The following is a 22,903-nucleotide window of genomic DNA, read 5'->3' as shown; positions in this document are numbered from 1 at the left end:
GACCCGCCGCCGCCGGGGTACGGCTTCGGCATCGAGCAGGACACGCGCGCCGAGGGGGCACGATGAAGATCGGTTATTTTCTGTCCAGTGAGGAGTTCACGCCGGCCGAGCTGGTGGAGCAGGCACGCGGCGCCGAACGGGCCGGCTTCGAGGCGCTGTGGATCTCCGACCACTATCACCCCTGGGTGGACGCGCAGGGTCAGAGCCCGTTCGTCTGGTCGATGATCGGCGCGCTCAGCCAGGTCTGCTCGCTGCCGGTGACCACTGCGGTGACGTGCCCGACCGTACGGATCCACCCGGCCGTGATCGCCCAGGCGGCGGCGACCAGCGCGGTGCTGCACGGCGGGCGGTTCATGCTCGGCGTCGGCACCGGCGAGGCGCTCAACGAGCACATCTTCGGCGACGCCTGGCCGCAGGCCGACGTCCGACTGGAGATGTTGGAGGAGGCCGTCGAGGTGCTGCGCGAGCTGTGGGAGGGCGGCTTCGTCAACCACCACGGCAAGCACTACACGGTCGAGCACGCCCGGATCTACACCCTGCCCGACACGCCGCCGCCGATCTACATCTCCGGGTTCGGGCCGAAGGCCATCGACCTGGCCGCCCGCATCGGCGACGGCTACGTGAGCACCATGCCCGACGGCGACATGGTCCGGCGCTTCCGCGAGAACGGCGGCGGTGACAAGCCGTGCCAGGCCGGCTTCAAGGCGGCGTACGCGGCCAGCGAATCCGAGGGCGCGCGGATCGCGTACGAGCGCTGGCCCAACGCCGGGGTGCCGGGCGAGCTGTCCCAGGTGCTGCCCTCGCCGCGGCATTTCGAGCAGGCCGCCGAGCTGGTCACGCCGGAGATGGTGCGCGACGCGTTCGTCTGCGGCAACAGCGCCGAGGCACACCTGGAGATGATCGACAAGTACGCCAAGGCCGGCTTCGACGAGGTGTACGTGGCCAACACGGGCCCGCACTACCAGGGGCTGTTCGACCTCTATCAGCGCGAGGTGCTCCCCCGCCTGCGCTGAGCCACGGATCCGCCGAGCCCATGATCGCCGAACGCGTTTCGGCGGTCATGGGCTCGGGTACCTCCGGCCCTCGATGAAACTGTCCACGCACTCGATGACGTTGCGCCGCGCGGCGCGGAGCCTCTTCGGCTGGAACGCGCTGCGGCCCAACCAGCTCGCCGCCATGCGTGCGGTGATGAAGCGCCGTGACGCCCTGGTGGTGCTGCCCACCGGCGCCGGCAAGTCGGCGATCTACCAGATCCCGGCCAGCCTGATCCCCGGCCCCACCGTGGTGATCTCTCCGCTGCTGGCGCTCCAGCAGGACCAGATCGCGGCGCTCAACGAGCGGCAGCGTCCGGAGCTGCGGGCGGTGCGGATCAGTTCGAACGAGTCGGCCGCGCAGCAGGCCGAGGCGATCGCCGAGATCGAGTCGGGCCGCGCGGAGTTCCTGTTCATCACGCCGGAGCAGTTGAGCAACCCGGACCGGATGGCCGAGGTCGCCGCGCTGAAGCCGGCGCTGGTGGCGATCGACGAGGCGCACTGCATCTCCGCCTGGGGGCACGACTTCCGGCCCGACTACCTGGCGCTGGGCCACCTCATCGAGGGCATCGGCCGGCCGCCGGTGGTCGCGCTGACCGCCACCGCCTCGCCGCCCGTACGCGACGACATCATCGCCCGCCTGCGGCTGCGCGAGCCGGAGGTGGTGGTGTCCGGGCTGGACCGGCCCAACCTGTTCCTGGAGGTGGCGCACTGCCCCACCGAGGACTACCGGTGGCGGCGGCTGATCGCGCTGCTGCGCGACGACGAGCGACCGGGGATCATCTACGTGCCGACCCGCCGGTCGGCCGAGGAGCTGGCCGAGCGGTTGACCGGGGCTGGCTTCCCGGCGCAGTTCTACCACGGTGGGATGGCGACCGGCGCGCGCAACGAGCTGCACGAGGCGTTCCTCGCCGATGAGGTGCCGATCATGGTGGCCACCTCGGCGTTCGGCATGGGTATCGACAAGCCGAACATCGCCTGGGTGGTGCACATGGCGCTGCCCGACTCGCCGGACAGCTACTTCCAGGAGATCGGCCGCGCCGGGCGCGACGGGCAGCCGGCCCGGGTGCTGCTGCTCTGGCAGGCCGAGGACGTCGGCCTGCAACGATTCTTCAGCGGCGGCCTGCCGGACTCCGAGGAGCTGCGGGACCTGGCCGCGCTGCTGCGCCGCAAGGCGGCCACCAAGACCGAGCTGCGCGAGACCACCGGTCTCGGCCCGCGCAAACTGGGCCAGTACCTGTCGCTGCTGGAGCAGGTCGGCGCCGCCGAGCCGCGCGCCCGCCAGCGCATCGGGGCTCCCCGCTACTCGCCCACCCCGACCGACGCGGCGGCGGCGGCGCTGGCCGAGGCGGAACGCCAGCAGACCGTGACCCGCTCCCGCACCGACATGATGCGGGCCTTCGCCGAGACCACGGCCTGTCGCGGGCAGACCCTCCTGGCCTACTTCGGCGAGCAGATGACCGAGGTCTGCGCGCACTGCGACAACTGCCACCGGGGCACCAGCGTGGCCGACCAGGGCGCGGTCGGGCCGTTTCCGGTGCACAGCCAGGTGCGCCACGCGGAGTGGGGGCACGGCCTGGTGCTCTCCTACGAGGACGACAAGATGACGGTTCTCTTCGATGAGGTCGGGTACAAGACCCTGTCGGTGCGCGTGGTGTCCGAGCAGGGTCTGCTGACCCTGGACTAGCCTGACCCGGGCACCGGTGCGGGGCCCGTGGATTGACCACACTGAGCAGGGCGGAAGGGGCATTGCCGTGATCGAGCAGCCGGCGTACACCGGTTTCGGTTTCTCCGACGGGGAGTGGGGGCTGTTGGTCGGTCTTCCGCAGTCGGTGCTGACCGCGGCGAGCGCCGCCGAGTCCGACGGCACCCGCCGGACCATGGCGGAGAACGCGGCCGGGTTGGAGACCATCGGCGCGGGCCGGGAGTCGGCCAGCCCGCTGGTCGCCGCCGTGGCCGGCGAGATCGTGACCCAGGTCGGCGACCCCGAGGCCGGCGAGGAGCTGCCGGTCATCGCGCCCGCCGACCCGCAGGGGTACATCGACGACGTGCTGGTACGGGCCGGTGAGGCGTCCGCGTTGCTGGCCGCCCGCGTCGACGAGGGCGAGGCCGGGGCGTACAAGCACTGGCTCGTGAAGATCGCGGACCAGGTGGTCGGCGCCGCGTCCAGCGGCGGACTGCTCGGCCTCGGCGGCGAGTCGGTGAGCGACTCCGAGCGGAGGTTCCGCGACCGGCTCGCCCACGTGCTCAACGACTGACCGACGACGTTTCCGACAGCGGCGTACCGCCCGGTTCGGTCGGCTCGGCGGCCAGTGCCGCCGGGTCGGCCGGCCGGACGCCGCGCAGCGTCACCAGCGCGACCACCGCGCCCAGAACCATCGCCACCATGGCGGCGATCGCGGCGAGGTGCAGCCCGTCGGTGAAGGCGAACCGGGCCGCGTGCAGCACCGCGTCTCCCACCTCCGCCGGCAGTCCTCGGGTCACGGCGAGCGCGCCGCCCAGCGTCTCCCCGGCCGCGTCGCGGGCGTCGGCCGGCAGTCCGGCCGGCAGCTCGTCCAGGACCTCGCGGCGGTAGATCGCGGCGCCCACGCTGCCCAGGATGGCCATCCCCAGCGCGCCGCCCAGCTCGCTGCTGGACTCGGTCAGCGCGGAGGCGACACCTGCCTGCTCCGGCGGCGCCGCACCGAGGACCAGCTCGGTGACCAGCGACATAACCATCACCAGGCCGCCCGCGTACACGCTGGCGCCGACCAGCAGCAGCCAGAGCGGCGTCTCGGGGGTGACCCGGGTCAGCACCGCGAAGCCGAGCACGGCGATCGCGAAGCCGGCGCCGATCAGGTACGCCCGCTCGACACGCTGGGCGAGCGCGGCGGCGGCCGGGGCGACGCCGCCCACGGCGAGGGACGGCACCAGGCTCCACAGTGCCGCCCGCAGCGGGCTCAGGCCGAGCACCAGTTGCAGGTGCTGGGTGGTGAAGATGGCGAACCCGACGAGGGCGAACATCGCCAGCAGGTTGACCGCGAGCGACCCGGCGAAGCCGTGGCGGCGAAACAGCGCCAGGTCGACCATCGGGTACGCCCGGGTCCGCTGCCGGTGCAGGAAGAGCGCCCCGACGAGCAGACCGGCGACGACCGCCAGCACCCGGACCGCGCTGACGCCGTCGCGGGCCATCTCCTTGATGCCGTAGATCACCGGCAGCAGCGCGCCGAGCGACAGCGCCGCGCTGAGCAGGTCGAACCGCCCGCGCACCGGGTTGCGGAACTCGGGCACCAGGACCGGGGCGAGCAGGAGCAGCAGCACCATCGCCGGAATGTTGATCAGGAAGATGGAGCCCCACCAGAAGTGCTCCAGCAGGACGCCGCTGAGCACCGGACCGACGGCGATGCCGCCGGTGAGCGTGGCGGTCCAGATGCCGATCGCGGTGCCCCGCTGCTTGGCGTCGTGGAACATGTTGCGCACCAGGGCGAGCGTGGACGGCATCAGGGTGGCCCCGCCGACGCCGAGCACGGCGCGCGCGGCGATCAGCGTCGCGGCGCTGTCGGCGTACGCGGCCAGCAGGGACGCGGCGCCGAACGCGGTGGCGCCCAGCAGCAGGAGCCGACGCCTGCCGATCCGGTCGCCGAGCGCGCCCATGGTGATCAGCAGTCCGGCGAGCACGAAACCGTAGATGTCGAAGATCCAGAGCTGCTGGGTGGCGGTGGGCCGCAGCTCCTCGCTGATGAACGGGACGGCGAAGTAGAGCACCGACACGTCCATCGAGACCAGGAGCAGCGGCAGCATCAGCACCGCGAACCCGATCCACTCCCGCCGGCCCGCGCGGGGTGCCGGTGAGGTCGTCGCTGTCATGGGAGGACTCCTTCTGCGTATGGAGTACGCTGTTATGCGTAGACCATACGCAGAACTAGGATGGCGGGGCAAGGAGGAAATGTGGCGGAGACGCAAGACGACACCGGCCCGGCGCTCCCGCCGGCCATCGAGAGCGCCTGGGGCCTGCGCGAGCGGCCACCGCGGGGCCCCCGACCCGGCCTCAGCGTGCCCGCCATCGTCGACGCCGCCGTGCGGGTCGCCGACGCCGACGGGCTGACGGCCGTCTCGATGAGCCGGGTGGCCAAGGAGCTGGGCGCGGCCACCATGGCCCTCTACCGGCACGTCGGCTCCAAGGACGAGCTGCTGATGCTCATGGTGGACGCCGGTTACGGCCCGTCGCCCGGCCCGGCCGCGCCGGACGACGACTGGCGTGCCCGCCTGACCCGCTGGGCCTGGGCCGAACACGACGTGCTGCGACAGCGCCCCTGGCTGCTGCACGTGCCGATCACCGGCCCACCTGTCACGCCCCAGCAGCTCGACTGGATGGAGGACGGGCTGCGCTGCATGGACGCCACCGTCCTGGCCGAGGCCGAGAAGATGTCGGTGATCCTGCTGATCACCGGGTACGTCCGCAACGAGGCGACACTCACCAACCAGATCGCCGAGGGCAGCCGGGCCGCCGGCATCGAGCCGGGCGAGCTGATGCCGGCGTACGGCCGGATGGTGGGCCGCCTGATCGACCCGGCCCGTTTCCCGGCGCTGCTGCGGGTGCTCAACGCCGGCGTCCTCGACCAGGACGACGACCCGGACGACGAGTTCACGTTCGGCCTGGACCGGATCCTCGACGGCATCGAGGCGCTGATCGCCCGCCGAGCGGCCTGAGGCGGCCCCGATGCTGCCCGTCGAGACCGTCGACACCACAGTCCTGCCACCCGGTGAACGGTTCGGCATGTGGCTGGACCTGGTGGCGCGCACCTCCGCGCCGCTGCGGATCCGATCCGAACACACGGCCGACTTCGCCGCCCGGGCCGACTTCGTCGACCTCGGCGCGATCCAACTGGTCGAGTACCAGTACCCGTCGCTGGACGCCACCCGCACCCGCAAGCTGGTCCGCCGGTCGGACCCGGAACTCTACGTGCTCGCCCTCACCACCGGAGGCGTCGGCACGTCCAGTCAGGACGGTCGTCGCAGCGAGATCCTGGCCGGCGAGTTCACCTTCTACGACGCCTCCCGCGAACACGACGTCTGTCACCACTCGACCGATCCGCAACGGACCCCGGCCACCTCGATCATCACGCTGATCCCGCACGACGCACTGCCGCTGCCACGCCAGCGGATGGCCGCCCTCTACGGCGGCCGGATGTCCGGCAGCGAGGGGCTCGGGGCGCTGCTGGCGCAGTTCCTGCTCCAGGTGACCGGCCATCGGGAGCAGTACCACGCCGCCGACGCCGACCGGCTCGGCGCGGTGGGGCTGGACCTGGTCACCACCATGCTCGGCCGGCATCTCGTCGCCGAGGACGCGGTGCCGACCGAGGTCCGCCGCCGGGCGCTGGTCGCCCAGGTGCAGGCGTACATCCACCGCCACCTGGGCGACGCGACGCTGAGCCCGCAGGTCGTCGCGGACGCCCAGCACATCTCGCTGCGCACCCTGCACCGCCTCTTCGAGGCCGAGAACGCCACCGTCGCGTCGTACATCCGGGACCTTCGGCTGGCCCGGTGCCGGCGTGACCTGACCGACCCGACGCTGCGGACCCAGCCCGTGCAGGTCATCGCCGCGCGCTGGGGCTTCGGCGACAAGGCCCACTTCAGTCGCGTGTTCCGGGCGGAGTACGGGATGAGCCCGCAGGAGTGTCGCGACGGCATGGCGCTTCCGGCGCGGCCCGTCAACCGCCTGGCGTCCAGAGTCAACTCGTCCCGGGCAGACTGACGACCGACGTGGCCGAGGCGATGCCCGCGCACCCGGGCTCGACAGCGGCCACGAACGGGGGCCGTGGCGAGGCGCCCGCCGCGGGATGCGGCGGGCGGCCGCCCGGTGCCGCCCCCGGGCCGAGGCTCCGGCCCCGTCGCTTCCCCCCCAGGATCGTCGGCGGGGCCGGTCAGGCCTTCTCCAACAACTCCAACACGATCCGCTCGATCTCCGCACGAGGCGCACCCGGATCCACAGGTGCCACCACTCCGTCGTGGTAGAGGTCGACGACCCGGGGGTCCACGTAGGACGTCCGCGCCACCGTCGGGGTGTTGCCCAGCAGCTCGGCCACCGCACGCATCACCGCCGCCACCGCCCTGCGCCGGGCGGTGGTCGAGCGGGCCGGGTCGGCCGCGGCCAACTCCGCGGCGGCGAGCACCGTGGCATGCCAGGTGCGGAAGTCCTTGGCGGTCATCTCGCCGCCGCTGGCATCGCGCAGGTAGCCGTTGACCTCGTCGCTGCGCACGTCGCGCCACTCCCGACCGTCCCAGTAGCCGAACAGCCGCTCCGCCCGTCGACGACGCCGGCGCAGGTTGACCAGCACCTCGCACAGCTCCGGGTCCTCGATCCGGCGCACCTGCTCGATGCCGCCCTTGGCGGGAAACTCGAAGACCACGCAGTCGCCGCGCCTACGGGCGTGCTCCGGACGCAGGGTGGACACCCCGAACGTCGGGTCGTCGCCGGCCGCGTACTGGTCGCTGCCGACCCGGAACATCCCCATGTCGAGCAGGCGGGCCACGGTCGCCAGCACCCGGTCCCGGCCCAACCCTCGCCCGCTGAGGTCCTGACCCACCCGATCCCGCAGCTCCGGCAGCCGCCGGGCCACCTCCAGCATGTGGTCGAACTTCGCCGCGTCCTGCTTCTCCCGCCACACCGGGTGGTAGACGTACTGCTTGCGTCCGGCCGCGTCGACGCCGGTCGCCTGGATGTGCCCGTTCGCGTGCGGCGCGATCCACACGTTCTCCCAGGCCGGCGGGATCACCAGGTCCCGCAGCCGCGCCAGGACGGCGGGATCCCGCACGACCGCGCCGCCCGGATCGACGAAGGTCCAGCCCTTACCGCGCCGGCGTCGCCCGTAACCGGGCCGACCCGGGTCGCTACGCCGCAACCGCACCGGAGACCCGCACCGCCCTCTCCACCTCGTCCACGGCGGCCAGCACCTCGTCGAGGCGCAGGGCCGTCAGTGTCGGGTGGCTTCCTACCCCGTCCCACCTGCGCCAATCCCCGTCGCCGACCCACAGCGCCCGGTGTCGGGGCCGGTCCGGCGGCGGCCCCCACACCGCCGGGGGCACCGGCCCGAAGAGCACCACCGACGCGGTCCCGTACGCGGTGGCCAGGTGGGCCACGCCGGTGTCCCCGCTGACCACCAGGCGGGCGTCGGCGACCAGCGCGGCCAGCGCGCCGAGATCGGTCCGGCCGGCCAGCACAGCGTCCGGCGCCAGGCCGGCCTCGTCGGCCACCCGGGCGGCCAGCGCGCGTTCGTCGGCCGAACCGGTGACCAGCACCCGGTGCCCCCGTTCGTCGAGAGCCCGGGCCAGGGCCGCGAACCGTTCGGCGGGCCACCGCTTGGCGGGGACCTTGCTGCCCGGATGCAGGACTGTGGCGCCGGTCGGCCGGCCAGCCGTCGCGGGCCGGCGCAGGCCGAGATTCCGGCGGTCGGTCGGAATGTCGTACCAGGACAGCAGCCGGCACCAGCGGTCCACCTCGTGCTCGTCGGCGACCCACCGCGGCCCGTCGCCGAACCCGGCGTCGGCGTTCGCGAAGGCGAGCAGCCGCCCCGGACGGGCGGCGGCCAGCAGTCGATGCGACTGTGGTCCGCGCCCGTGCAGATTCACCGCGACCTCCGGGGCGGGGCCGGGCCAGGACGGCCCGTCCAGCCCGGCGGTGTCCACCAGCCGGTCGACGCCCCCGACCAGGTCGACAAGCGGGGCCAGGCCGCCGGGCGCGGCGAGCGCCAGCTCCCGGTCGGGGTACGCGGCCCGCAACGCCCGCAGCGCCGGCACCGCGGTGACCAGGTCGCCGACGCCGAGGGCGCGCAGCACGAGGATCACGGGTACGACGTCTCCTGCTCGGCGCAGACCACCAGCTCGCGCACCGCGCAGCCGGGCGGCTGGTTGAGCGCGAACATGACCGCCGCGGCGGTGTCCACGGGGTCGTTGAGGATGGCGTCCGGCCCCGGCTTGTACTGCGGGTCGCGCTCGTCGAAGAACGCGGTGCGCATCCCGCCCGGAATGAGCAGGGTGACCCCGACCTCGCCGGCGAGCTCGGCGGCCAGGGCGCGGGTGAACCCGACCACGCCGAACTTCGCCGCGCAGTACGCGGTGGCGTCGCTGACCGCCTTGACCCCCAGGGTCGAGGCGACGGTGACGATGCGACCGCGGGAGGTCTGCAGGAACGGCAGCGCGGCCCGGATCACCGCGGCGGTGGCCAGCAGGTCCACGGCGACGATCCGGTCCCAGGTCTCCCCCGGCACGTCGGCGAGCCGACCCGGCACGTCCATGCCGGCCGCCGTGACCACCGCGTCCAGGCCACCGGCCTGCTCTGCGAGGTGCACGGTGGCCACCTCGGCGGCGCGGGTGTCGGCGAGGTCGCACTCGGTCCACGACACGCCGTCGGCCGGCGCCTGCCGGTCCAGCACGAGCGGGCGGCCACCGGAGGCGGCCACCGCCGCGACCACCGCCGCGCCGAGCCCGCTGGAGCCGCCGGTGACCAGGACGGTGGGCCCGGCGCCGGGCCTCGTGGCGGTCATCGGGCGCGCTCCCGCGTCGTCGACACCGGCTGCTGCGGTCGTCCGCCCAGGCCGGGCGCCGGATCGCCGGCCGAACGGGCGATCAGGTCACTTGTGGAACGACCGTCGAGGTACGGCACCACCACCGTGTTCCCGCCCCAGCGGCGCAGGACCTCGGCCTCGGGGAGCCCGGCCTCGTCGCCGCCGCCGGTGGCGTAGTCGCCGCCCTTGACCCAGACATCGGGGCGCAGCCAGGACAGCACCGCCTCGGGCGTCGGCTCGTCGAAGACGAGGACCGCGTCGACGCAGCTCAGCGCGGCCAGCAGCCGGGCACGGTCACCCTCGGACATGACCGGCCGGTCCGGCCCCTTCAAGCCGGCCACGCTGGTGTCGGAGTTCACGCAGACGATCAGGCAGTCGCCGAGCTGGCGGGCGGCCTGCAGGGTGGCCACGTGTCCGGCGTGCAGCAGGTCGAAGCAGCCTCCGGTGGCCACCACGGTGCCGCCGGCACCCCGCACCTCGGCGAGCAGCGTGGCGACCGCAGCGATGCCCACCCGCTCGCCACCCGGGCCGGCGATCGCGTGCCCGCTCGCCGGTGCGCGGCCCGCTCGCAGGATGCGCGAAAGTGGCTGTTCCGGTGGCGGCAGGGCCGTGGCCACTCCCCCGCCCGCCACGTACGCGGACGCCTCGGCGACCGCCGCCTGCACCGCCTCGGAGACCAGCGCGCCCTCGGCCAGGGCGAGACTGGCGGCGGCGGCGAACCGGTCGCCGGCCCCGCAGGTGTCGCCCTCGGCGCTGCCCGGGGTGGGCACCACCAGCGGCGTCGATCCGGCGTGGCAGAGCAACGCGCCGTCCCCGCCCAACGTCACCGCGACCGCGCCGGCCCGCCACCGCCGCCGCAGCCCCTGCGCGCCCCGGGACGCGGCGGCCAGCCGGGACGCGCCGGGCAGCGCGGGGACCAGCTCGCGTACCTCCGACTCGTTCGGGGTGGCCAGGTGCACCCCGGGCACCGCCGCCGGACCGCGCGGGTGCGGGTCCCACACCACCGGCGCGCGGGTGGCGGCCAGCGCGGCACGCAGCGCGGGCTGGCGGGCCACTCCCCGGCCGTAGTCGCTGACCAGCACCGCCGACGCGGCAGCGAGCACCCGCAGCACCTCGTCGGACGGCTGGCCCGGCTCACCGGAGGCGCCGCCCCGGTCGTGACGCAGCAGCACCCGGCCCCGGGCCCGCAACCGGATCTTCTCGGGCGTCGCCCCGGCCAGGCTCAGCGGGTACACCTGCACGCCGGCCGCGGCGAGCAGCGCGCTGAGCCGCGCGCCACCGGCGTCGTCGGCGAGCGCGGTGACCAGCACCACCTCGGCGCCCTGCGCGGCCGCGAAGACCGCCGCGAGGCCGGCGCCGCCGGGCCGGTCGACGGCCGACGTCTCGTCGAGCACCGGGACCGGGGAGTCCGGGCAGAGGCGGTTCACCACCCCTTCCACGTCCCGATCGAGCAGGGTGTCCCCGACCACCACCACGGGTCCCCTCACGCTTTCCTCCTCATCCTCACGCGTCGACCTGCTGTCCGGCCCCGCCGTCGAGCACCACCTCGACCCCGGTCCGCACCGGCCCGGACGCGAGCCGACCGGCCGGCGCCGGCTCGGCGGGCACGCCCGCGGCGGCACCTGTCACGGCAAGCGCTGCGGGCAGTTCCTGTTCGAGGTACTCGCAGAGCAGATGGCTGGTCACGAGATGCAGCTCCTGGACGACCTGACTGTCGGCCGACGGCACCGCCAGCACCTCGTCGCAGGCGTCGGCGAGCGGGTTGGGGGCGGGCCCGGTGAGCGCCCAGGTGGTGAGGCCGGCGTCGCGCGCCGCGTGCACGGCGGCGAGCAGGTTGCCGCTGGTGCCGCTGGTGCTGAGCAGCAACAGCACGTCGCCGGGCCGGCCGTGGGCGCGGACCTGGCGGGCGTAGACATCGGCGTAGCCGTAGTCGTTGGCGATGGCGGTGACCGCGCTGGTCTCGGCGTGCAGGGCGATGGCCGACAGGGGCTGGCGGTCGTCGCGCAGCTTGCCCACCAGCTCCGCGGTGAGGTGCTGGGCCTCGGCGGCGCTGCCACCGTTGCCGGCGACGAGCAGCCGTCCACCGCCGGCCAGCCGGTGCGCCAGGGCCGCGCCCCAGCGCGCCAGCTGCGGTTCACACCTGCGGTACGGCGCCAGTGCCGCGGCGAGATTGGTCAGGTGCACGTCGAGCGGGCTGCCCGCCGGCATCAGGCCACCACCCGGCTCGGCCGCCGCACGGCGGCGACCTCGCCGTACACCTCGGCCAGGCGTTCCGCGGTGACCGCCCAGGAGTAGCGCGACCGGACCCGCTCGCGCGCCGCCGTGGCGTACCGGAAGCGGCGGATCCGGTCGTCGAGCAGCCGCTGGATCGCGGCGGCGAGGGCGTTGGGGTCCCGGGCCGGTACGAGGTCGCCGGTCGTGCCGTCGACGACTGTGTCGCGGATGCCGCCCACGGCGGTGCCGACCACCGGTACGCCGCACGCCATCGCCTCCAGCGGGGTCAGCCCGAACGGCTCGTACCAGGGCGCGGCGACCAGCAGGTCCGCCGAGCGGTACCAGCGGCCCATCTCCTCCCGGGGCACCGCGCCGACGAGGTGCACCCGGTCGGCGACCCCGCACGACTCGGCCAGGGCGCGCAGCCTGCGGGCGTACGGGTCGGTCTCCAGCAGCCCCTCGGGCGGGCCGCCGACCACCACACACTCGGCGTCGGGCACCAGCGCCATCGCACGGACCACCGTCTGGAAACCCTTGCGCTCGACCAGCCGGCCGACGGTCAGGATCCGGGCCCGGCCCGGCGCACGGTCGGCGACCGGCCCGAGCGGGGAGAACGAGGCGAGGTTCACCCCGGAGGGCACGACCGTCATCCGGGACCGGGGCACGCCCATCCGGACCAGCTCTCCGACCTCGTCGCGGCACTGGGCGACCACCCGGTCCACCGAGCGGCCCAGCTCCCGCTCGTAGGAGATGCGCCGGGCCGGGCTGGTGTCCTGAACGCCCTGGTAGCGGCGCTTGACCGTGCCCAGCGCGTGGTACGTCTGCACCACCGGCACCCCGGTCTGCCGACCGGCGTTCAACGCGGCCAGGCCACTCATCCAGAAGTGCGCGTGGATCACCTCGGGCGTCCAGTCCCCGCCGCGCCACCGCTCGACCAGCCAGCGGCTGAACTCCCGCATGTGCGGCAGCAGCGCGTCCTTCGCTACCGGCTCGGCCGGACCGGCCGGCACGTGCACCACGTCGTACCCGTCCGGGGCGCGCACGGTCACCGGCAGGTCGAGGGCGTCGCGGCGGGTGTAGACCCGCACCTCGTGCCCGGCGGCGACGAGCGCGGCGGACAGCTCGGCGACGTGCGTGTTCTGGCCGCCGGCGTCCTCGCCTCCGAGGATGGCGAGCGGGCTGGCGTGCTCCGAGATCATCGCGATCCGCATACTTCCTCCTCCAGCAGCCGGTCCCAGTCAGCGAGGAAACGGTCGAGGCCGTACCTGTCCCGCGCGGCGGCCCGTGCCGCCACGCCGGCCTGACGTGCGGCCGCCGGCTCGGCGATGAACCGGCGGGCGGCGTCGAGCAGGGTGTCCATCCGGGTGGCGAGCGCCCCCGCCTCCGGTGGCACCGCGGTCACGGCCTCGGTGGTGGCGAGCGCGACGACAGGCATGCCGATCGCCATCGCCTCGATGAGGCTGAGCCCGAGGGAGGTCCAGCGGCACAGGTGCAGGTACGCGCGCCGACGGGCCAACTCGGCGTGCATCCGGTCCTGGGGCACGTCGTCGTGGCTGGTGAGCCGGTCGGCGGGCAGCCCGAGATGGTCGGCGAGTCCCGCGACGCCCATGCCGAACACGTCCAGCGGCGCGATCGCGGCGAACTCGGGCAGCAGGTCCGTGCCGGTGACCCGGCCCCGCCGCACCGGCTCGTTGATCACCACGGCGAGCCGGTCCAGTTCACCCGTGTACGACACGGCCGGCGCGACGATGCCGTGGTCGACCACCGTGGTGCGGGTCGCGCCGGTGTCCCAGAAGATCTGGTTGAACCCGGTGACGTGGGCGACGAGCAGGTCGGCGCGGTCGGCCATCGGGTGGCGGGTGTTCGGCACGTCGCCCTTGGGGGTGTTGTGCTCGACGTAGATGGCGGGCACGTCGCGCCCGGGGCGTCGCCCGAGCCACTGCTCGGCCAGGTCGATCTCCTCCGGACGTTGCAGGATGACCAGGTCGACGTCGCTGCCGGGCAGGTCGTCGGGGGCGACCTCGACGGCGCTGTCCGGCCACGGGTAGGTGCGGGCCCGGCCGAGGCCGTACGGGCCACGGTCGGGTGTGGTGGGGATCAGGTAGCGGTGGCTGCCGTGCACGAAGGACGTGGTCCAGGAGCCGTGCACGTGCCAGAGCAGGATGTTCATCGGTTGCCACCACCGCTGGGCACGAGCGTGCGTACCGCCTCGACCACCTCGGCCGGGTCGACGCCGCTCAGGCACGGGTGCCCCGGGACCGGGCAGGTGGCCGCCCGGGTGTCCCGGCACGGCGCGCTCGCGTCGCCGAGCCGGACGGTGGGCACCCGGTACGGCCCCCACTGCCCGAACGGGACTGTCGGCGCGAACAGGCTCACGACCGGTACCCCGGCCGCGGCGGCCAGGTGCGCGGGTCCGGTGTTGCCGACCACCACTGCGGCGGCGTCCGCGACGAGCGCGGCCAGAGCGGCCAGGTCGGTCCGGCCGCCCAGGTCGGTGCCGCCGGCCGCCGCGACCCGGGCGGTGACCGTACGCTCGTCGGGCCCGCCGGTGACCAGCACCCGGTGCCCGGCGGCGGTCAACGCGGCGGCGATCCGCGCCGCCAGCTCGGTCGGGCAGGCCCGGCTCGACGCGGCCGACCCGGGGTGCAGCACCACGTAACCGGGGTCACCGGCAGCGGCCGGGCGCGGCGCCACGGCGTCGGCCCGGAGCCGGAGCACTGGTTCGTCGCCGACCGGCAGCCGGTAGCCGGCCGCCGCGGCGAGGGAGAGCGCCCGCTCGGGTTCGGGGACGCCCACCGGCACCCGGTGGCGGATGTCCACCAGGGAGCCCGGGTAGTCGTCGCTGATCGCGGCGATCCGGGTGATCCCGGCCATCCGCAACAGCAACGCGAGCGGCAGGGCGGACTGGTGGAACGACGTGAACACCACCGCCTCGTCCGCGCCGACGGCGGCGAGACGGGCGGTCAGGTCCCGCATGGCGTCCGGGTCGACAGGTGCCGGCGCGGGGTCGATCCACGGCAGCGGGTGCTCGATGATCTCGTCGACGCCGGGCAGCAGCTCGGCGGCGGCGCGTCCCCGGGGGCCGCACAGCAGCACCACCCGCCGCGCGCCGGCCGCGACGGCGCGGATCGCCGGCCCGGTGACCAGCACGTCCCCGGCCGAGTCCGACCGCACCACCAACGCCGTGCCCACCCGTTCGCCGATCTCGACGGGTTGCACGGCCCGCTGGCGGCGCAGGATCTCGTCGACCGCGCAGGGCAGGTCCGCGGCCACCCAGCCGGCGGCGGCGATCTCCTCGGGTCGGGTCACCGGGGTCGGCACCAGCACCCCGGTCGCCCCGGCGGCCAGTGCGGCGCCCACGTCGCGGCCGATGTCGCCCACCAGGACACAGCGCGACGCGCTCGTGCCGAGCTCGCGGGCGGCGGCGTGCACCAGACCGGGCGCGGGCTTACGGCAGTCGCACCGGTCGGAGTCGTCGTGCGGGCAGACCAGCCAGGCGTCGAAGCCGCCCAGCAGCTCCTCCACGCGGGCGTGCACCGCCCGCATCTGCTCCTCGCTGAAGTAGCCCCGGGCCAGGCCCGACTGGTTGGTCACCACCGCCAGGCGCAACCCGGCGGCCCGCAGCCGGTCCAACGCGGCACGCGCCCCGGGGACCGGACGGACCTTCTCCGGGTCGCCGTTGTACGGCACATCCTCGATCAGGGTGCCGTCGCGGTCGAGCAGGACCGCGTCGTACAGGACTCCCCCGGTGGGTGCGACAGGCCCGTGACCAGCCCGGCCAACACCGGCGTAAACCCGGGCTGACCTGCGCTGATACGGATCCTCCTGGTCCTGTCGCACAGCCGGCGGGTTCCCGGCGCCCCGAGGAGTAAACGTCGTCGTCGGCGCCGTGGGCCAACGCCGCCGGCGGTGCCCCGGGTCGGCCTTACCCGCCGCTTCCGAGAAGCTAACCCGCAGGTCCGTTAGCCTCCGCCGGGAGGCGGGTATGGGAGCCCAGTGGCGATAGTGGAGAAAGTGATCGACGCTGCCCCGCAGCAGGTGTTCGACGTGCTGGCCGACGGGTGGACGTACAGCGACTGGGTGGTCGGGACCGCGCACGTGCGCGACGTGGACGACGCCTGGCCGCGGGTGGGCAGCCAACTGCACCACCGGGCCGGGCCGTGGCCGTTCTCGTTGCAGGACGCCTCGACGGTGCTGGCCTGCGAGCCGCCGCACCGGCTGGTGCTGCGCGCCGGCCTGTGGCCGGCCGGCGAGGCGATCGTGGCGTTCACCCTGGAACCGGTCGACGGCGGCGCCACCCGCGTCCGCCTCGGCGAGGACTTCGCGGCCGGTCCGCTGCGCTGGGTGCGCAACAAGGCCAACGACCTGGTCCTGCACCTGCGTAACCGGGAGACGCTGGACCGGCTCTCGGACATCGCCACCCGACAGAAGGGCGCCCGGTGACGCAGACGGTGGTGGTGACCGGCGCGAGCGCCGGCGTGGGCCGCGCGGTGGCCTGCGCGTACGCGGCCCGGGGCGCCCGGCTGGCGCTGCTGGCCCGGGGCGCGGCCGGGCTGGCCGCCGCCGAGCGGGAGTGCCGTTCGCTGGGCGCCGCCGACGTACGGGTGTACCAGGTGGACGTCGCTGACGCGGGCGCCGTGCAGCAGGCCGCCGACGACGTGGTGCACCACTGGGACGCCATCGACGTGTGGATCAACAACGCCATGGTGTCGGTGTTCGCGCCGGCCTGGGAGATCCCGGCCCGCGAGTTCCGCCGGGTCACCGAGGTGACGTACCTGGGCACGGTGCACGGCACCCTGGCGGCGCTGCGGCACATGCGCGCCCGTGGTCGGGGCGCGATCGTGCAGGTGGGCTCCGCGCTGGCCTACCGGGGGATTCCGCTGCAGTCGGCGTACTGCGCGAGCAAGCACGCCGTGCAGGGGTTCAACGACTCGCTGCGGGCCGAGCTGCTGCACGACTGCCCGGGCGTGAAGCTGTCGATGGTGCAGCTGCCCGCCGTGAACACGCCGCAGTTCTCCTGGGTGCGTACCCGGCTGCCCCGGCACCCACAGCCGGTGCCGCCGATCTTCGCGCCCGAGGTGGCGGCGCGGGCCATCGTCTGGGCCGCCGACCGGGGCACCCGGGAGTTGAACGTGGGCGGCCCGACGTGGCAGGCCCGCCTCGGCGACATCCTGATCCCCGGCCTGCTGGACCGCAAGCTGGCCCGCGACGGGTACGACAGCCAGCAGACCGGCGACGAGATCGACCCGGCGACCTGGCGGGACAACCTGGACCACCCCGGCGACGACGACCGGGACCGGGGCGCGGCGGGCATCTTCGGCGAGCAGGCTCGGCGGCGCTCGGCGGCGCTCTGGGTGGGCACCCACAAACCGGCGTTGTCCGGCCTCGCCCTCGCCGGCGTCGCGATGGCCCTCACGGCGATGGCCCGTCGCCTGCGCTGAGCGGGCCGCCACCTGCGGCCGCCCGATCGACGGGGAGCCTTTTCAATCCGGGTCGGGCAACTGGCTACCCTCTGAGGTAGCCCAGTCCGCAAACCGAGGATGTCCGACATGATCGAGCCCGTCCAACTGCCGTCGCCGTGGCGAGACGCACAGCTGACCGTCGTCGTGCCCACCTACAACGAGGCGGGCAACCTCCCGGCGCTGGTCGAGCGGCTGCTCGCGCTGCCGCTGCCGGGCCTGCGCATCCTCGTCGCCGACGACAACTCCCCCGACGGCACCGGAGAGGTGGCCGACAAGCTGGCCATCGAGTATCCGGAGCGGATCGAGGTGATGCACCGGGCCGGCAAGGAGGGCCTGGGTCGGGCGTACGTGGACGGGATGAGCCGGGCTCTCGAGGGCGGCGCCGAGTTCGTGGCACAGATGGACGCCGACCTGTCGCACCCGCCGGAGGCGCTGCCGGGGATGCTGGGCGCGCTGCTCTCCACCCAGGCCGGCGTGGTGATCGGCTCCCGGTACGTGCCCGGTGGCGAGCTGGACGAGAACTGGCCGCTGTACCGGCGCGCGCTCAGCGGATGGGCGAACCTCTACGTGCACACGCTGCTGCGGGTGCGCATCCGTGACCTGACCGCCGGCTTCAAGATCTGGCAGGCCGACGCGCTGAAGGACATCGGTCTGCACCGCGTGCAGTCCAACGGCTACAGCTTCCAGGTCGAGATGCACTACCTGGCGACCAAGCTGGGCCACACGATCCTGGAGGTGCCGATCCGCTTCGAGGAGCGGCGCGACGGCGTCTCCAAGATGACCACTGCGACCAAGGTCGAGAGCGCCCTGATGCCGTTCCGCCTCCGCAGCAAGCACCGCAACATCACCAACTGACGCACCTCGTCGACCGGGAGGTCCGCGTCGCGGACCTCCTGGTCGACGGATCAGGTCGGGGGGTAGACGGCTCGGTGCGCGGTGGCGATCGCCGCCGCGTAGGCGGTGCCGGTCAGCGCGCGGTCGCGGGCCAGGGCCGCGCGGGCCGCGTTCGCGCCCGGTGCGCCGTGCACCCCGCCGCCCGGGTGCGCCGACGAGCTCGCCAGAAAGAGCCGGTCGACCGGGGTGTCCGCCCTTCCCAGGCCGGGGATCGGGCGTAGGAACAGCTGCTGGTACGCGGCGGCGGTGCCCCCGCCGAGCGCGCCCCCGACCAGGCTCGGGTCGCCCTTTTCCAGCTCGGCGGGCCCGGCCACGTGCCGTCCCACGATGAGCTGCCGGAAGCCCGGTGCCGCCGCCTCCAGCACGTCCTCCATGCGCTGCACGTGCCCGGCGATCTCCTCGGCCCGCCAGTCCTGCCGGAACGGCAGATGGGTGTACGACCAGAGCGACTCGGTGCCCGGCGGCGAGTGGCTCGGGTCGGCCACGGACATCTGCCCGACCAGCAGGAACGGGTCGCGGGGCAGTTCGCCGCGGGCGAGCTCGCCGGCATAGCGGGTCAGTCCGTTCAGGTCCGCGCCGAGGTGCACGGTGCCGGCGCCGGCGACCTCCCGGTTGGTCCACGGCACCGGGGCGGAGAGCGCCCAGTCCACCTTCAGCGTCGAGCCGTCCCACCGGAAGTGCGCCAGGTCCTCGACCAACCGCGACGGCAGCGCCGCCGGCCCGACGAGGTCGAGGTAGAGGGCCGGGGCCGGCACGTCGGCGAGGACGGCCCGGCGGGCCCGCCACAGCGCGCCACCTGAGGTGCGCACGCCCATCGCCCGGCCGCGCGCGGTGAGCACCCGGTCGACCCGCGCGCCGTAGAGGATGCGGCCACCGCGCTCGGACAGGCGGGCCACCAGAGCGTTGGTGATCTGCCGCGCGCCGCCGTCGGGCACCGGCCAGCCGACCTGCTGGCCGAGCATGGCCAGCAGCCAGCCGTACACGCCGGAGCCGGCCTCTTCCGGGGACAGGTCGGTGTGCAGGGCGCAGCCGGCGAGCAGCGCCGGCCCGCCCGGACCGTCGAACAGCTCGTCGCCGAGCTTGCGCACGGGCACCACGAGTCGGCGGGCCAGTCGCAGGGCGCCCGCGACCCGTAGCCGGCGCAGCAGGCCCAGGCCACCGCGCACCGGCGGGAACGGCGTGGTGATGGTGGTCAGCATCGGCTCGGCCACGTCGAGCCAGTCGGTGTACGCGTTCAGCCAGCGCTTGCCGTCGCCGGGGGCGAACTGCTCCAGCGAGGCGGCCGTGACGTCGGGATCCCGGTTGATCACCGCCGCCCGGCCGTCGGGCAGCAGGTGCGCCAGCACGTCCGGGGCGTGCCGCCAGGACAGCCCGTACCGGCCCAGGTCGAGGCCGTCGAGCACGGGCGAGGCGTACCCCAGGGGGTAGAACGAGCTGTAGAGGTCGCTCAGGTAGCCCGGGGCGGTCACCTCGGCGGACTGGACCGCGCCGCCGGGTACGGCGGTCGCCTCCAGCACCACCACGTCCCACCCGGCGTCGGCCAGCAGGTTCGCCGCGACCAGGCCGTTGTGCCCGGCTCCGACGACGACGGCGTCCGCGCTCTGCGCGCCGGTGGTAGTCACCCGATCCGCCTACCCGGCGCGCAACCGGGCGAAACGCGTTTGTCTCGCCGGGGCCGGGGCATCCAGCGCCGCATGTACACGGTTGCGCAGCTGGTGGGCGGGGTGTGGGGCGCGGGCGGGGCCGGCGGCGAGTTGGTCGTCCACGATCCGGCGGACGGCGAACCGGTCAGCTCCGTGCCGGTGGCCACCGCCGACGAGGTCGGCAAGGCGGCCCAGGCGGCGCGGGAGGCGGCGGCGTCGTGGGCGGCTACCGCGCCGGCGGAGCGGGCGGCGGCGCTGCACCGGGCGGCGGACGCGGTCGCGGCCGCCACCGACGAGCTGGCGGCGGCGGTCACCGCGGAGATGGGCAAGCCGCTCGCGGACGCCCGCGGCGGCGTCGAGGCGGGCATCGGCACCCTGCGACAGTACGCGGAGCTGGCCCCGCTGCGCGGCGGGCGGACGTTGAACGGCGCGGCGGACGCGGTGGATTTCATGACGCCCCAGCCGCGGGGCGTGGTCGCCGCGATCACCCCCTGGAACGACCCGGTGGCGGTCTCCTGCGGACTGCTCGGCGCGGCAGTGGTCACCGGCAACGTGGTGCTCTACAAACCCAGCGAGCGGACGCCGGCCACCGGCTGGCTGCTGGCGCGGGCCCTGGACGAGGCGCTGCCCGCCGGGGTGCTGTCGCTGCTCACCGGTGGTCCGGAGGTCGGCGCGGCACTGGCCGCACAGGACGTGGACGTGGTCGCGCACGTCGGTTCCACAGCCACCGGGCGTCAGATCGCCGCCGCCGCGGCGCGCACGGGCGCGAAGGTGCTGCTGGAGAACGGGGGCAGCGACCCGTTGGTCGTCGACGCGGGTGTCGACCCCGAATGGGCTGCGGAGCAGGCCGCGCTCGGAGCGTTCGCGAACGCCGGGCAGATCTGCGTCGCGGTGGAACGGATCTACGTGCACCGGGAGGTGGCCGACGACTTCGTGGCGGCGCTGGTGCGGCGGGCCGGCGCGCTGCGGGTCGGGCCGGGTCGGGACCCGGACACCGAGCTGGGCCCGCTCGTCGACCGGCGGCACCGCGACCACGTGCACGGGCAGGTGAGCGCGGCGCTGGCGGCCGGCGCGCGGGCGCGTACCGGCGGGGAGGTGCCGGACGGGCCCGGGGCGTACTACCCGGCGACGGTCGTGACCGACTGCCGGCACGACATGGTGCTGGTGCGGGAGGAGACGTTCGGGCCGGTCGCCCCGGTGGTGGTGGTCGACTCCTTCGACGAGGCGCTGACCTGCGCCGCGGACTCGGAGTACGGGTTGGCCGCGACGGTGCTGACCGCGTCGATGAGCAATGCGCAGCGGGCCTGGCGGGAGCTGCCGGTGGGCACCGTGAAGATCAATTCGGTGTTCGGCGGGGCGCCCGGCGGTGCCGCGCATCCCCGCCGGGCCAGCGGGCAGGGCTTCGGGTACGGCCCGGAGCTGCTGGACGAGTTCAGCGCCACGAAGGCGGTGCACATCGAGGCGCCCGGCGGCGGGCACTGGTGAACGGTACGGGCGGACGCAGGGGTGGCGCGTCCGCCCGTACCGTGCTGTGTGTGGGTCAGTCGCCGCGAGCCTTGCGGGTGGCCCGGTCGTTGGCCTTCTCGATGGCCGTGACCAGCTCCGGCTTGGTCATGCTCGACCGGCCGGGTACGTCCAGCTTGCGGGCCACCGACATGAGGTGGTCCTTGCTGGCGTTGGCGTCCACCCCACCGGCGGTGGGTGCGCGCCGCTCCGGGCCGCCGCCGGCGGCCTGGCGGTCGCTCGGGCCCTTGCGGCCCTTCGGCTCCCAGTGGTCGCCCACCTTCTCGAACTGGTGCTTCACCGCGGCGAAGGCGGTGCGGTGCGACCGCTCGCCCTCGCCGTAGGTCTCCACCGCCGAGTCGTGTGTCTTCTCCCAGGTGCGCTGCGCCTTGTCCGGGGAGCGTCGCAGCGTGCTGGGCATGTCCTCGCGCCCGGGCATCTCGTCCTCCTGGATCCTCGACAGGGTCATCGATGACCGTTCCCCGCGGGCGGCACGGCAAACACGGCGATGTCGGCACGGGTTTGTCGATTTCCCACTCCGGGTATCGGCCCGCCAGGCCCGACCGGACGACCGGTCATCCGGTGGCCGGGGCGCAGGGAGCGGGCATGACGACCACGGAGCCCGGTACGACGCGCGACGGCGCGGACGACACGCGTGTTCCGCGCCGGGTGCGGCAGCTGAGCTGGCGGACGTGGCGTGGAGTGCTGGTGCGCAGCGTGCAGAACTTCGTCACCGACAACTGCTCGGACTGGGCCGCCGCGCTGACCTACTACGGCGTCCTGGCGCTCTTTCCGTCCGCCATCGTGGTGGTGGCTCTGGTCGGTCTGGTCTCGACCGGCGAGCGGACCGTCGACACGGTCGTCGACCTCGCCAAGCAGGTGGGCGCCGGCGCGGTGCTGACCGACGACGAGAACGGCGTGATCGGGGTGATCCGGGCCGTGGTGCTCCAGCAGAGCAACCCCAAGCTGCTGCTGAGCTTCGGTCTGCTCGGCGCGCTGTGGTCCGCGTCGGGCTTCATCGGGGCGTTCACCCGGGCCTCCAACGCGATCTACGGGGTGACCGAGGGCCGGCCGGTCTGGAAGCTGCGGCCGTTGCAGATCGGCCTGGCCGCGATCACCCTGGTGCTGCTCGCGGTGGTCGCCCTCGGGTTGATCGTCAGCGGGCCGGTCACCGACGCGGTCGGCGACCTGATCAACGCCGGTGGCCTCGCCCGCACGCTGTGGAGCGTGGCGAAGTGGCCGGTGCTTGCCATGATCATGATGGCGTTGCTGTCGCTGCTGTTCTGGATCGCCCCGAACGTCCGCCAGCCCCGGTTCCGCTGGCTCACCCCCGGCGGCGCGGTGGCCCTGGTCTCCTGGGCGGCGGTCTCCTTCGGCTTCGGCTTCTACGTGGCGACCTTCGCCTCGTACAAGTCGACCTACGGCAGCCTGGGCGCGGCCATCGCGTTCCTGGTCTGGCTCTACCTGTCCAACTCCGCCCTCATGCTCGGGGTGCAGATCAACGCCGAGGTGCAGCGCGGCCGGCAGTTGCAGGCGGGCGAGAAGGACCCGGAGGATCCCGTGCTGCCACCACGAAAGGCCGCCGACTCCTAAGGTCTGTTGTCCGCCCGGAT

General features: G+C 74.2%; 21 protein-coding genes. 10 read left to right on the top strand and 11 right to left on the bottom strand.

What is annotated here, in order from left to right; genetic code table 11:
- The first annotated feature begins 62 nt into the window (after positions 1 to 62).
- From ACLQ27_RS22900 to ACLQ27_RS22890, 3 genes are all read left to right on the top strand, one after another.
- Positions 63 to 1,013, top strand: a complete 951-nt coding sequence (locus ACLQ27_RS22900) for a TIGR03557 family F420-dependent LLM class oxidoreductase (RefSeq protein ID WP_357497493.1) — start codon at positions 63 to 65, stop codon at positions 1,011 to 1,013.
- Between the two features lie 73 nt (positions 1,014 to 1,086).
- On the top strand, positions 1,087 to 2,718 hold the full coding sequence (locus ACLQ27_RS22895) for a RecQ family ATP-dependent DNA helicase (protein WP_425868543.1): 1,632 nt from the start codon (positions 1,087 to 1,089) through the stop codon (positions 2,716 to 2,718).
- 67 nt (positions 2,719 to 2,785) lie between these two features.
- Positions 2,786 to 3,289: a hypothetical protein gene (locus ACLQ27_RS22890; protein ID WP_234589383.1), complete on the top strand. Its 504-nt coding sequence runs from the start codon at positions 2,786 to 2,788 to the stop codon at positions 3,287 to 3,289.
- Here the strand turns inward: ACLQ27_RS22890 and ACLQ27_RS22885 are convergent.
- A complete protein-coding gene (locus ACLQ27_RS22885; RefSeq protein ID WP_425868541.1) occupies positions 3,279 to 4,877 on the bottom strand; it encodes an MFS transporter in 1,599 nt (532 codons plus the stop codon). The genes ACLQ27_RS22890 and ACLQ27_RS22885 overlap by 11 nt on opposite strands.
- Positions 4,878 to 4,958: 81 nt before the next feature.
- On the opposite strand from ACLQ27_RS22885, the gene ACLQ27_RS22880 reads away from it, so the two are divergent.
- Positions 4,959 to 5,720, top strand: a complete 762-nt coding sequence (locus ACLQ27_RS22880; RefSeq protein ID WP_357497486.1) for a TetR/AcrR family transcriptional regulator — start codon at positions 4,959 to 4,961, stop codon at positions 5,718 to 5,720.
- A gap of 10 nt (positions 5,721 to 5,730) precedes the next feature.
- Positions 5,731 to 6,765, top strand: coding sequence for a helix-turn-helix domain-containing protein (locus ACLQ27_RS22875; RefSeq protein ID WP_425868539.1), 1,035 nt, complete (start codon positions 5,731 to 5,733; stop codon positions 6,763 to 6,765).
- A 169-nt stretch (positions 6,766 to 6,934) separates the two neighbouring features.
- Here the strand turns inward: ACLQ27_RS22875 and ACLQ27_RS22870 are convergent, their stop codons facing one another.
- From ACLQ27_RS22870 to ACLQ27_RS22835, 8 genes are read right to left on the bottom strand one after another with little or no spacing between them, the layout of a single operon-like run.
- Positions 6,935 to 7,918 carry a DNA topoisomerase IB gene (locus ACLQ27_RS22870; protein ID WP_357575653.1) on the bottom strand — a complete coding sequence of 328 codons (984 nt, stop codon included), beginning with the start codon at positions 7,916 to 7,918 and terminating at the stop codon, positions 6,935 to 6,937.
- Positions 7,902 to 8,855 carry a glycosyltransferase family 9 protein gene (locus ACLQ27_RS22865; protein WP_357575654.1) on the bottom strand — a complete coding sequence of 318 codons (954 nt, stop codon included), beginning with the start codon at positions 8,853 to 8,855 and terminating at the stop codon, positions 7,902 to 7,904. The genes ACLQ27_RS22870 and ACLQ27_RS22865 overlap by 17 nt, the downstream gene beginning before the upstream one ends.
- A complete protein-coding gene (locus tag ACLQ27_RS22860) occupies positions 8,852 to 9,553 on the bottom strand; it encodes an SDR family oxidoreductase (protein WP_234589389.1) in 702 nt (233 codons plus the stop codon). The genes ACLQ27_RS22865 and ACLQ27_RS22860 overlap by 4 nt, the downstream gene beginning before the upstream one ends.
- Positions 9,550 to 11,061 (bottom strand): PfkB family carbohydrate kinase, encoded by a 1,512-nt coding sequence (locus tag ACLQ27_RS22855; RefSeq protein WP_357497478.1) that lies wholly within the window; start codon positions 11,059 to 11,061, stop codon positions 9,550 to 9,552. The genes ACLQ27_RS22860 and ACLQ27_RS22855 overlap by 4 nt, the downstream gene beginning before the upstream one ends.
- A 16-nt stretch (positions 11,062 to 11,077) precedes the next feature.
- A complete protein-coding gene (locus ACLQ27_RS22850) occupies positions 11,078 to 11,785 on the bottom strand; it encodes a D-sedoheptulose-7-phosphate isomerase (protein WP_357575686.1) in 708 nt (235 codons plus the stop codon).
- Positions 11,782 to 12,999 (bottom strand): glycosyltransferase, encoded by a 1,218-nt coding sequence (locus ACLQ27_RS22845; protein ID WP_357575655.1) that lies wholly within the window; start codon positions 12,997 to 12,999, stop codon positions 11,782 to 11,784. The genes ACLQ27_RS22850 and ACLQ27_RS22845 overlap by 4 nt, the downstream gene beginning before the upstream one ends.
- Entirely contained in the window at positions 12,984 to 13,958 is a 975-nt protein-coding gene (locus tag ACLQ27_RS22840) for a glycosyltransferase family protein (RefSeq protein ID WP_234588362.1), read from the bottom strand. Before ACLQ27_RS22840 ends, ACLQ27_RS22845 begins: the two co-directional genes overlap by 16 nt.
- Positions 13,955 to 15,628, bottom strand: a complete 1,674-nt coding sequence (locus tag ACLQ27_RS22835) for an HAD-IIIA family hydrolase (RefSeq protein WP_425868535.1) — start codon at positions 15,626 to 15,628, stop codon at positions 13,955 to 13,957. The genes ACLQ27_RS22840 and ACLQ27_RS22835 overlap by 4 nt, the downstream gene beginning before the upstream one ends.
- Before the next feature lie 156 nt (positions 15,629 to 15,784).
- Between ACLQ27_RS22835 and ACLQ27_RS22830 the strand changes: the two genes are divergently transcribed.
- The 3 genes from ACLQ27_RS22830 (at position 15,785) to ACLQ27_RS22820 (ending at position 18,105) form a co-directional block, all read left to right on the top strand.
- Positions 15,785 to 16,231, top strand: a complete 447-nt coding sequence (locus tag ACLQ27_RS22830) for an SRPBCC family protein (RefSeq protein ID WP_357497474.1) — start codon at positions 15,785 to 15,787, stop codon at positions 16,229 to 16,231.
- On the top strand, positions 16,228 to 17,229 hold the full coding sequence (locus ACLQ27_RS22825) for an SDR family oxidoreductase (RefSeq protein WP_357497472.1): 1,002 nt from the start codon (positions 16,228 to 16,230) through the stop codon (positions 17,227 to 17,229). The genes ACLQ27_RS22830 and ACLQ27_RS22825 overlap by 4 nt, the downstream gene beginning before the upstream one ends.
- Positions 17,230 to 17,337: 108 nt before the next feature.
- A complete protein-coding gene (locus tag ACLQ27_RS22820; protein ID WP_234588366.1) occupies positions 17,338 to 18,105 on the top strand; it encodes a polyprenol monophosphomannose synthase in 768 nt (255 codons plus the stop codon).
- Positions 18,106 to 18,155: 50 nt separating this feature from the next.
- On the opposite strand, the gene ACLQ27_RS22815 is transcribed toward ACLQ27_RS22820, so the two are convergent.
- The gene (locus ACLQ27_RS22815; RefSeq protein ID WP_234588367.1) at positions 18,156 to 19,766 is read right to left on the bottom strand and encodes a phytoene desaturase family protein; all 1,611 of its coding nucleotides are present in this window, start codon (positions 19,764 to 19,766) and stop codon (positions 18,156 to 18,158) included.
- Positions 19,767 to 19,838: 72 nt separating this feature from the next.
- Here ACLQ27_RS22815 and ACLQ27_RS22810 point away from each other — a divergent pair, with 72 nt between their 5' ends.
- Positions 19,839 to 21,272, top strand: coding sequence for an aldehyde dehydrogenase family protein (locus tag ACLQ27_RS22810; RefSeq protein ID WP_425868533.1), 1,434 nt, complete (start codon positions 19,839 to 19,841; stop codon positions 21,270 to 21,272).
- A gap of 55 nt (positions 21,273 to 21,327) precedes the next feature.
- Here the strand turns inward: ACLQ27_RS22810 and ACLQ27_RS22805 are convergent, their stop codons facing one another.
- Entirely contained in the window at positions 21,328 to 21,729 is a 402-nt protein-coding gene (locus ACLQ27_RS22805; RefSeq protein ID WP_234588399.1) for a ChaB family protein, read from the bottom strand.
- A gap of 167 nt (positions 21,730 to 21,896) precedes the next feature.
- Here ACLQ27_RS22805 and ACLQ27_RS22800 point away from each other — a divergent pair, with 167 nt between their 5' ends.
- Positions 21,897 to 22,883, top strand: a complete 987-nt coding sequence (locus tag ACLQ27_RS22800; RefSeq protein WP_425868531.1) for a YihY/virulence factor BrkB family protein — start codon at positions 21,897 to 21,899, stop codon at positions 22,881 to 22,883.
- Positions 22,884 to 22,903 lie beyond the last annotated feature (20 nt).

This window comes from Micromonospora sp. DT63 (assembly GCF_049841615.1).
Lineage (GTDB): Bacteria > Actinomycetota > Actinomycetes > Mycobacteriales > Micromonosporaceae > Micromonospora.
This window is presented reverse-complemented; position numbering and strand designations above follow the sequence as displayed.

What these genes read in the sequence shown, in the direction of transcription:
- ACLQ27_RS22895 (WP_425868543.1), top strand. Translation starts at nt 1,087, where the DNA reads ATGAAACTGTCCACGCACTCGATGACGTTGCGCCGCGCGGCGCGGAGC.
- ACLQ27_RS22900 (WP_357497493.1), top strand. Translation starts at nt 63, where the DNA reads ATGAAGATCGGTTATTTTCTGTCCAGTGAGGAGTTCACGCCGGCCGAG.
- ACLQ27_RS22845 (WP_357575655.1), bottom strand. Translation starts at nt 12,999, where the DNA reads ATGCGGATCGCGATGATCTCGGAGCACGCCAGCCCGCTCGCCATCCTC.
- ACLQ27_RS22840 (WP_234588362.1), bottom strand. Translation starts at nt 13,958, where the DNA reads ATGAACATCCTGCTCTGGCACGTGCACGGCTCCTGGACCACGTCCTTC.
- ACLQ27_RS22800 (WP_425868531.1), top strand. Translation starts at nt 21,897, where the DNA reads ATGACGACCACGGAGCCCGGTACGACGCGCGACGGCGCGGACGACACG.
- ACLQ27_RS22820 (WP_234588366.1), top strand. Translation starts at nt 17,338, where the DNA reads ATGATCGAGCCCGTCCAACTGCCGTCGCCGTGGCGAGACGCACAGCTG.
- ACLQ27_RS22810 (WP_425868533.1), top strand. Translation starts at nt 19,839, where the DNA reads ATGTACACGGTTGCGCAGCTGGTGGGCGGGGTGTGGGGCGCGGGCGGG.
- ACLQ27_RS22875 (WP_425868539.1), top strand. Translation starts at nt 5,731, where the DNA reads ATGCTGCCCGTCGAGACCGTCGACACCACAGTCCTGCCACCCGGTGAA.
- ACLQ27_RS22885 (WP_425868541.1), bottom strand. Translation starts at nt 4,877, where the DNA reads ATGACAGCGACGACCTCACCGGCACCCCGCGCGGGCCGGCGGGAGTGG.
- ACLQ27_RS22805 (WP_234588399.1), bottom strand. Translation starts at nt 21,729, where the DNA reads ATGCCCGGGCGCGAGGACATGCCCAGCACGCTGCGACGCTCCCCGGAC.
- ACLQ27_RS22860 (WP_234589389.1), bottom strand. Translation starts at nt 9,553, where the DNA reads ATGACCGCCACGAGGCCCGGCGCCGGGCCCACCGTCCTGGTCACCGGC.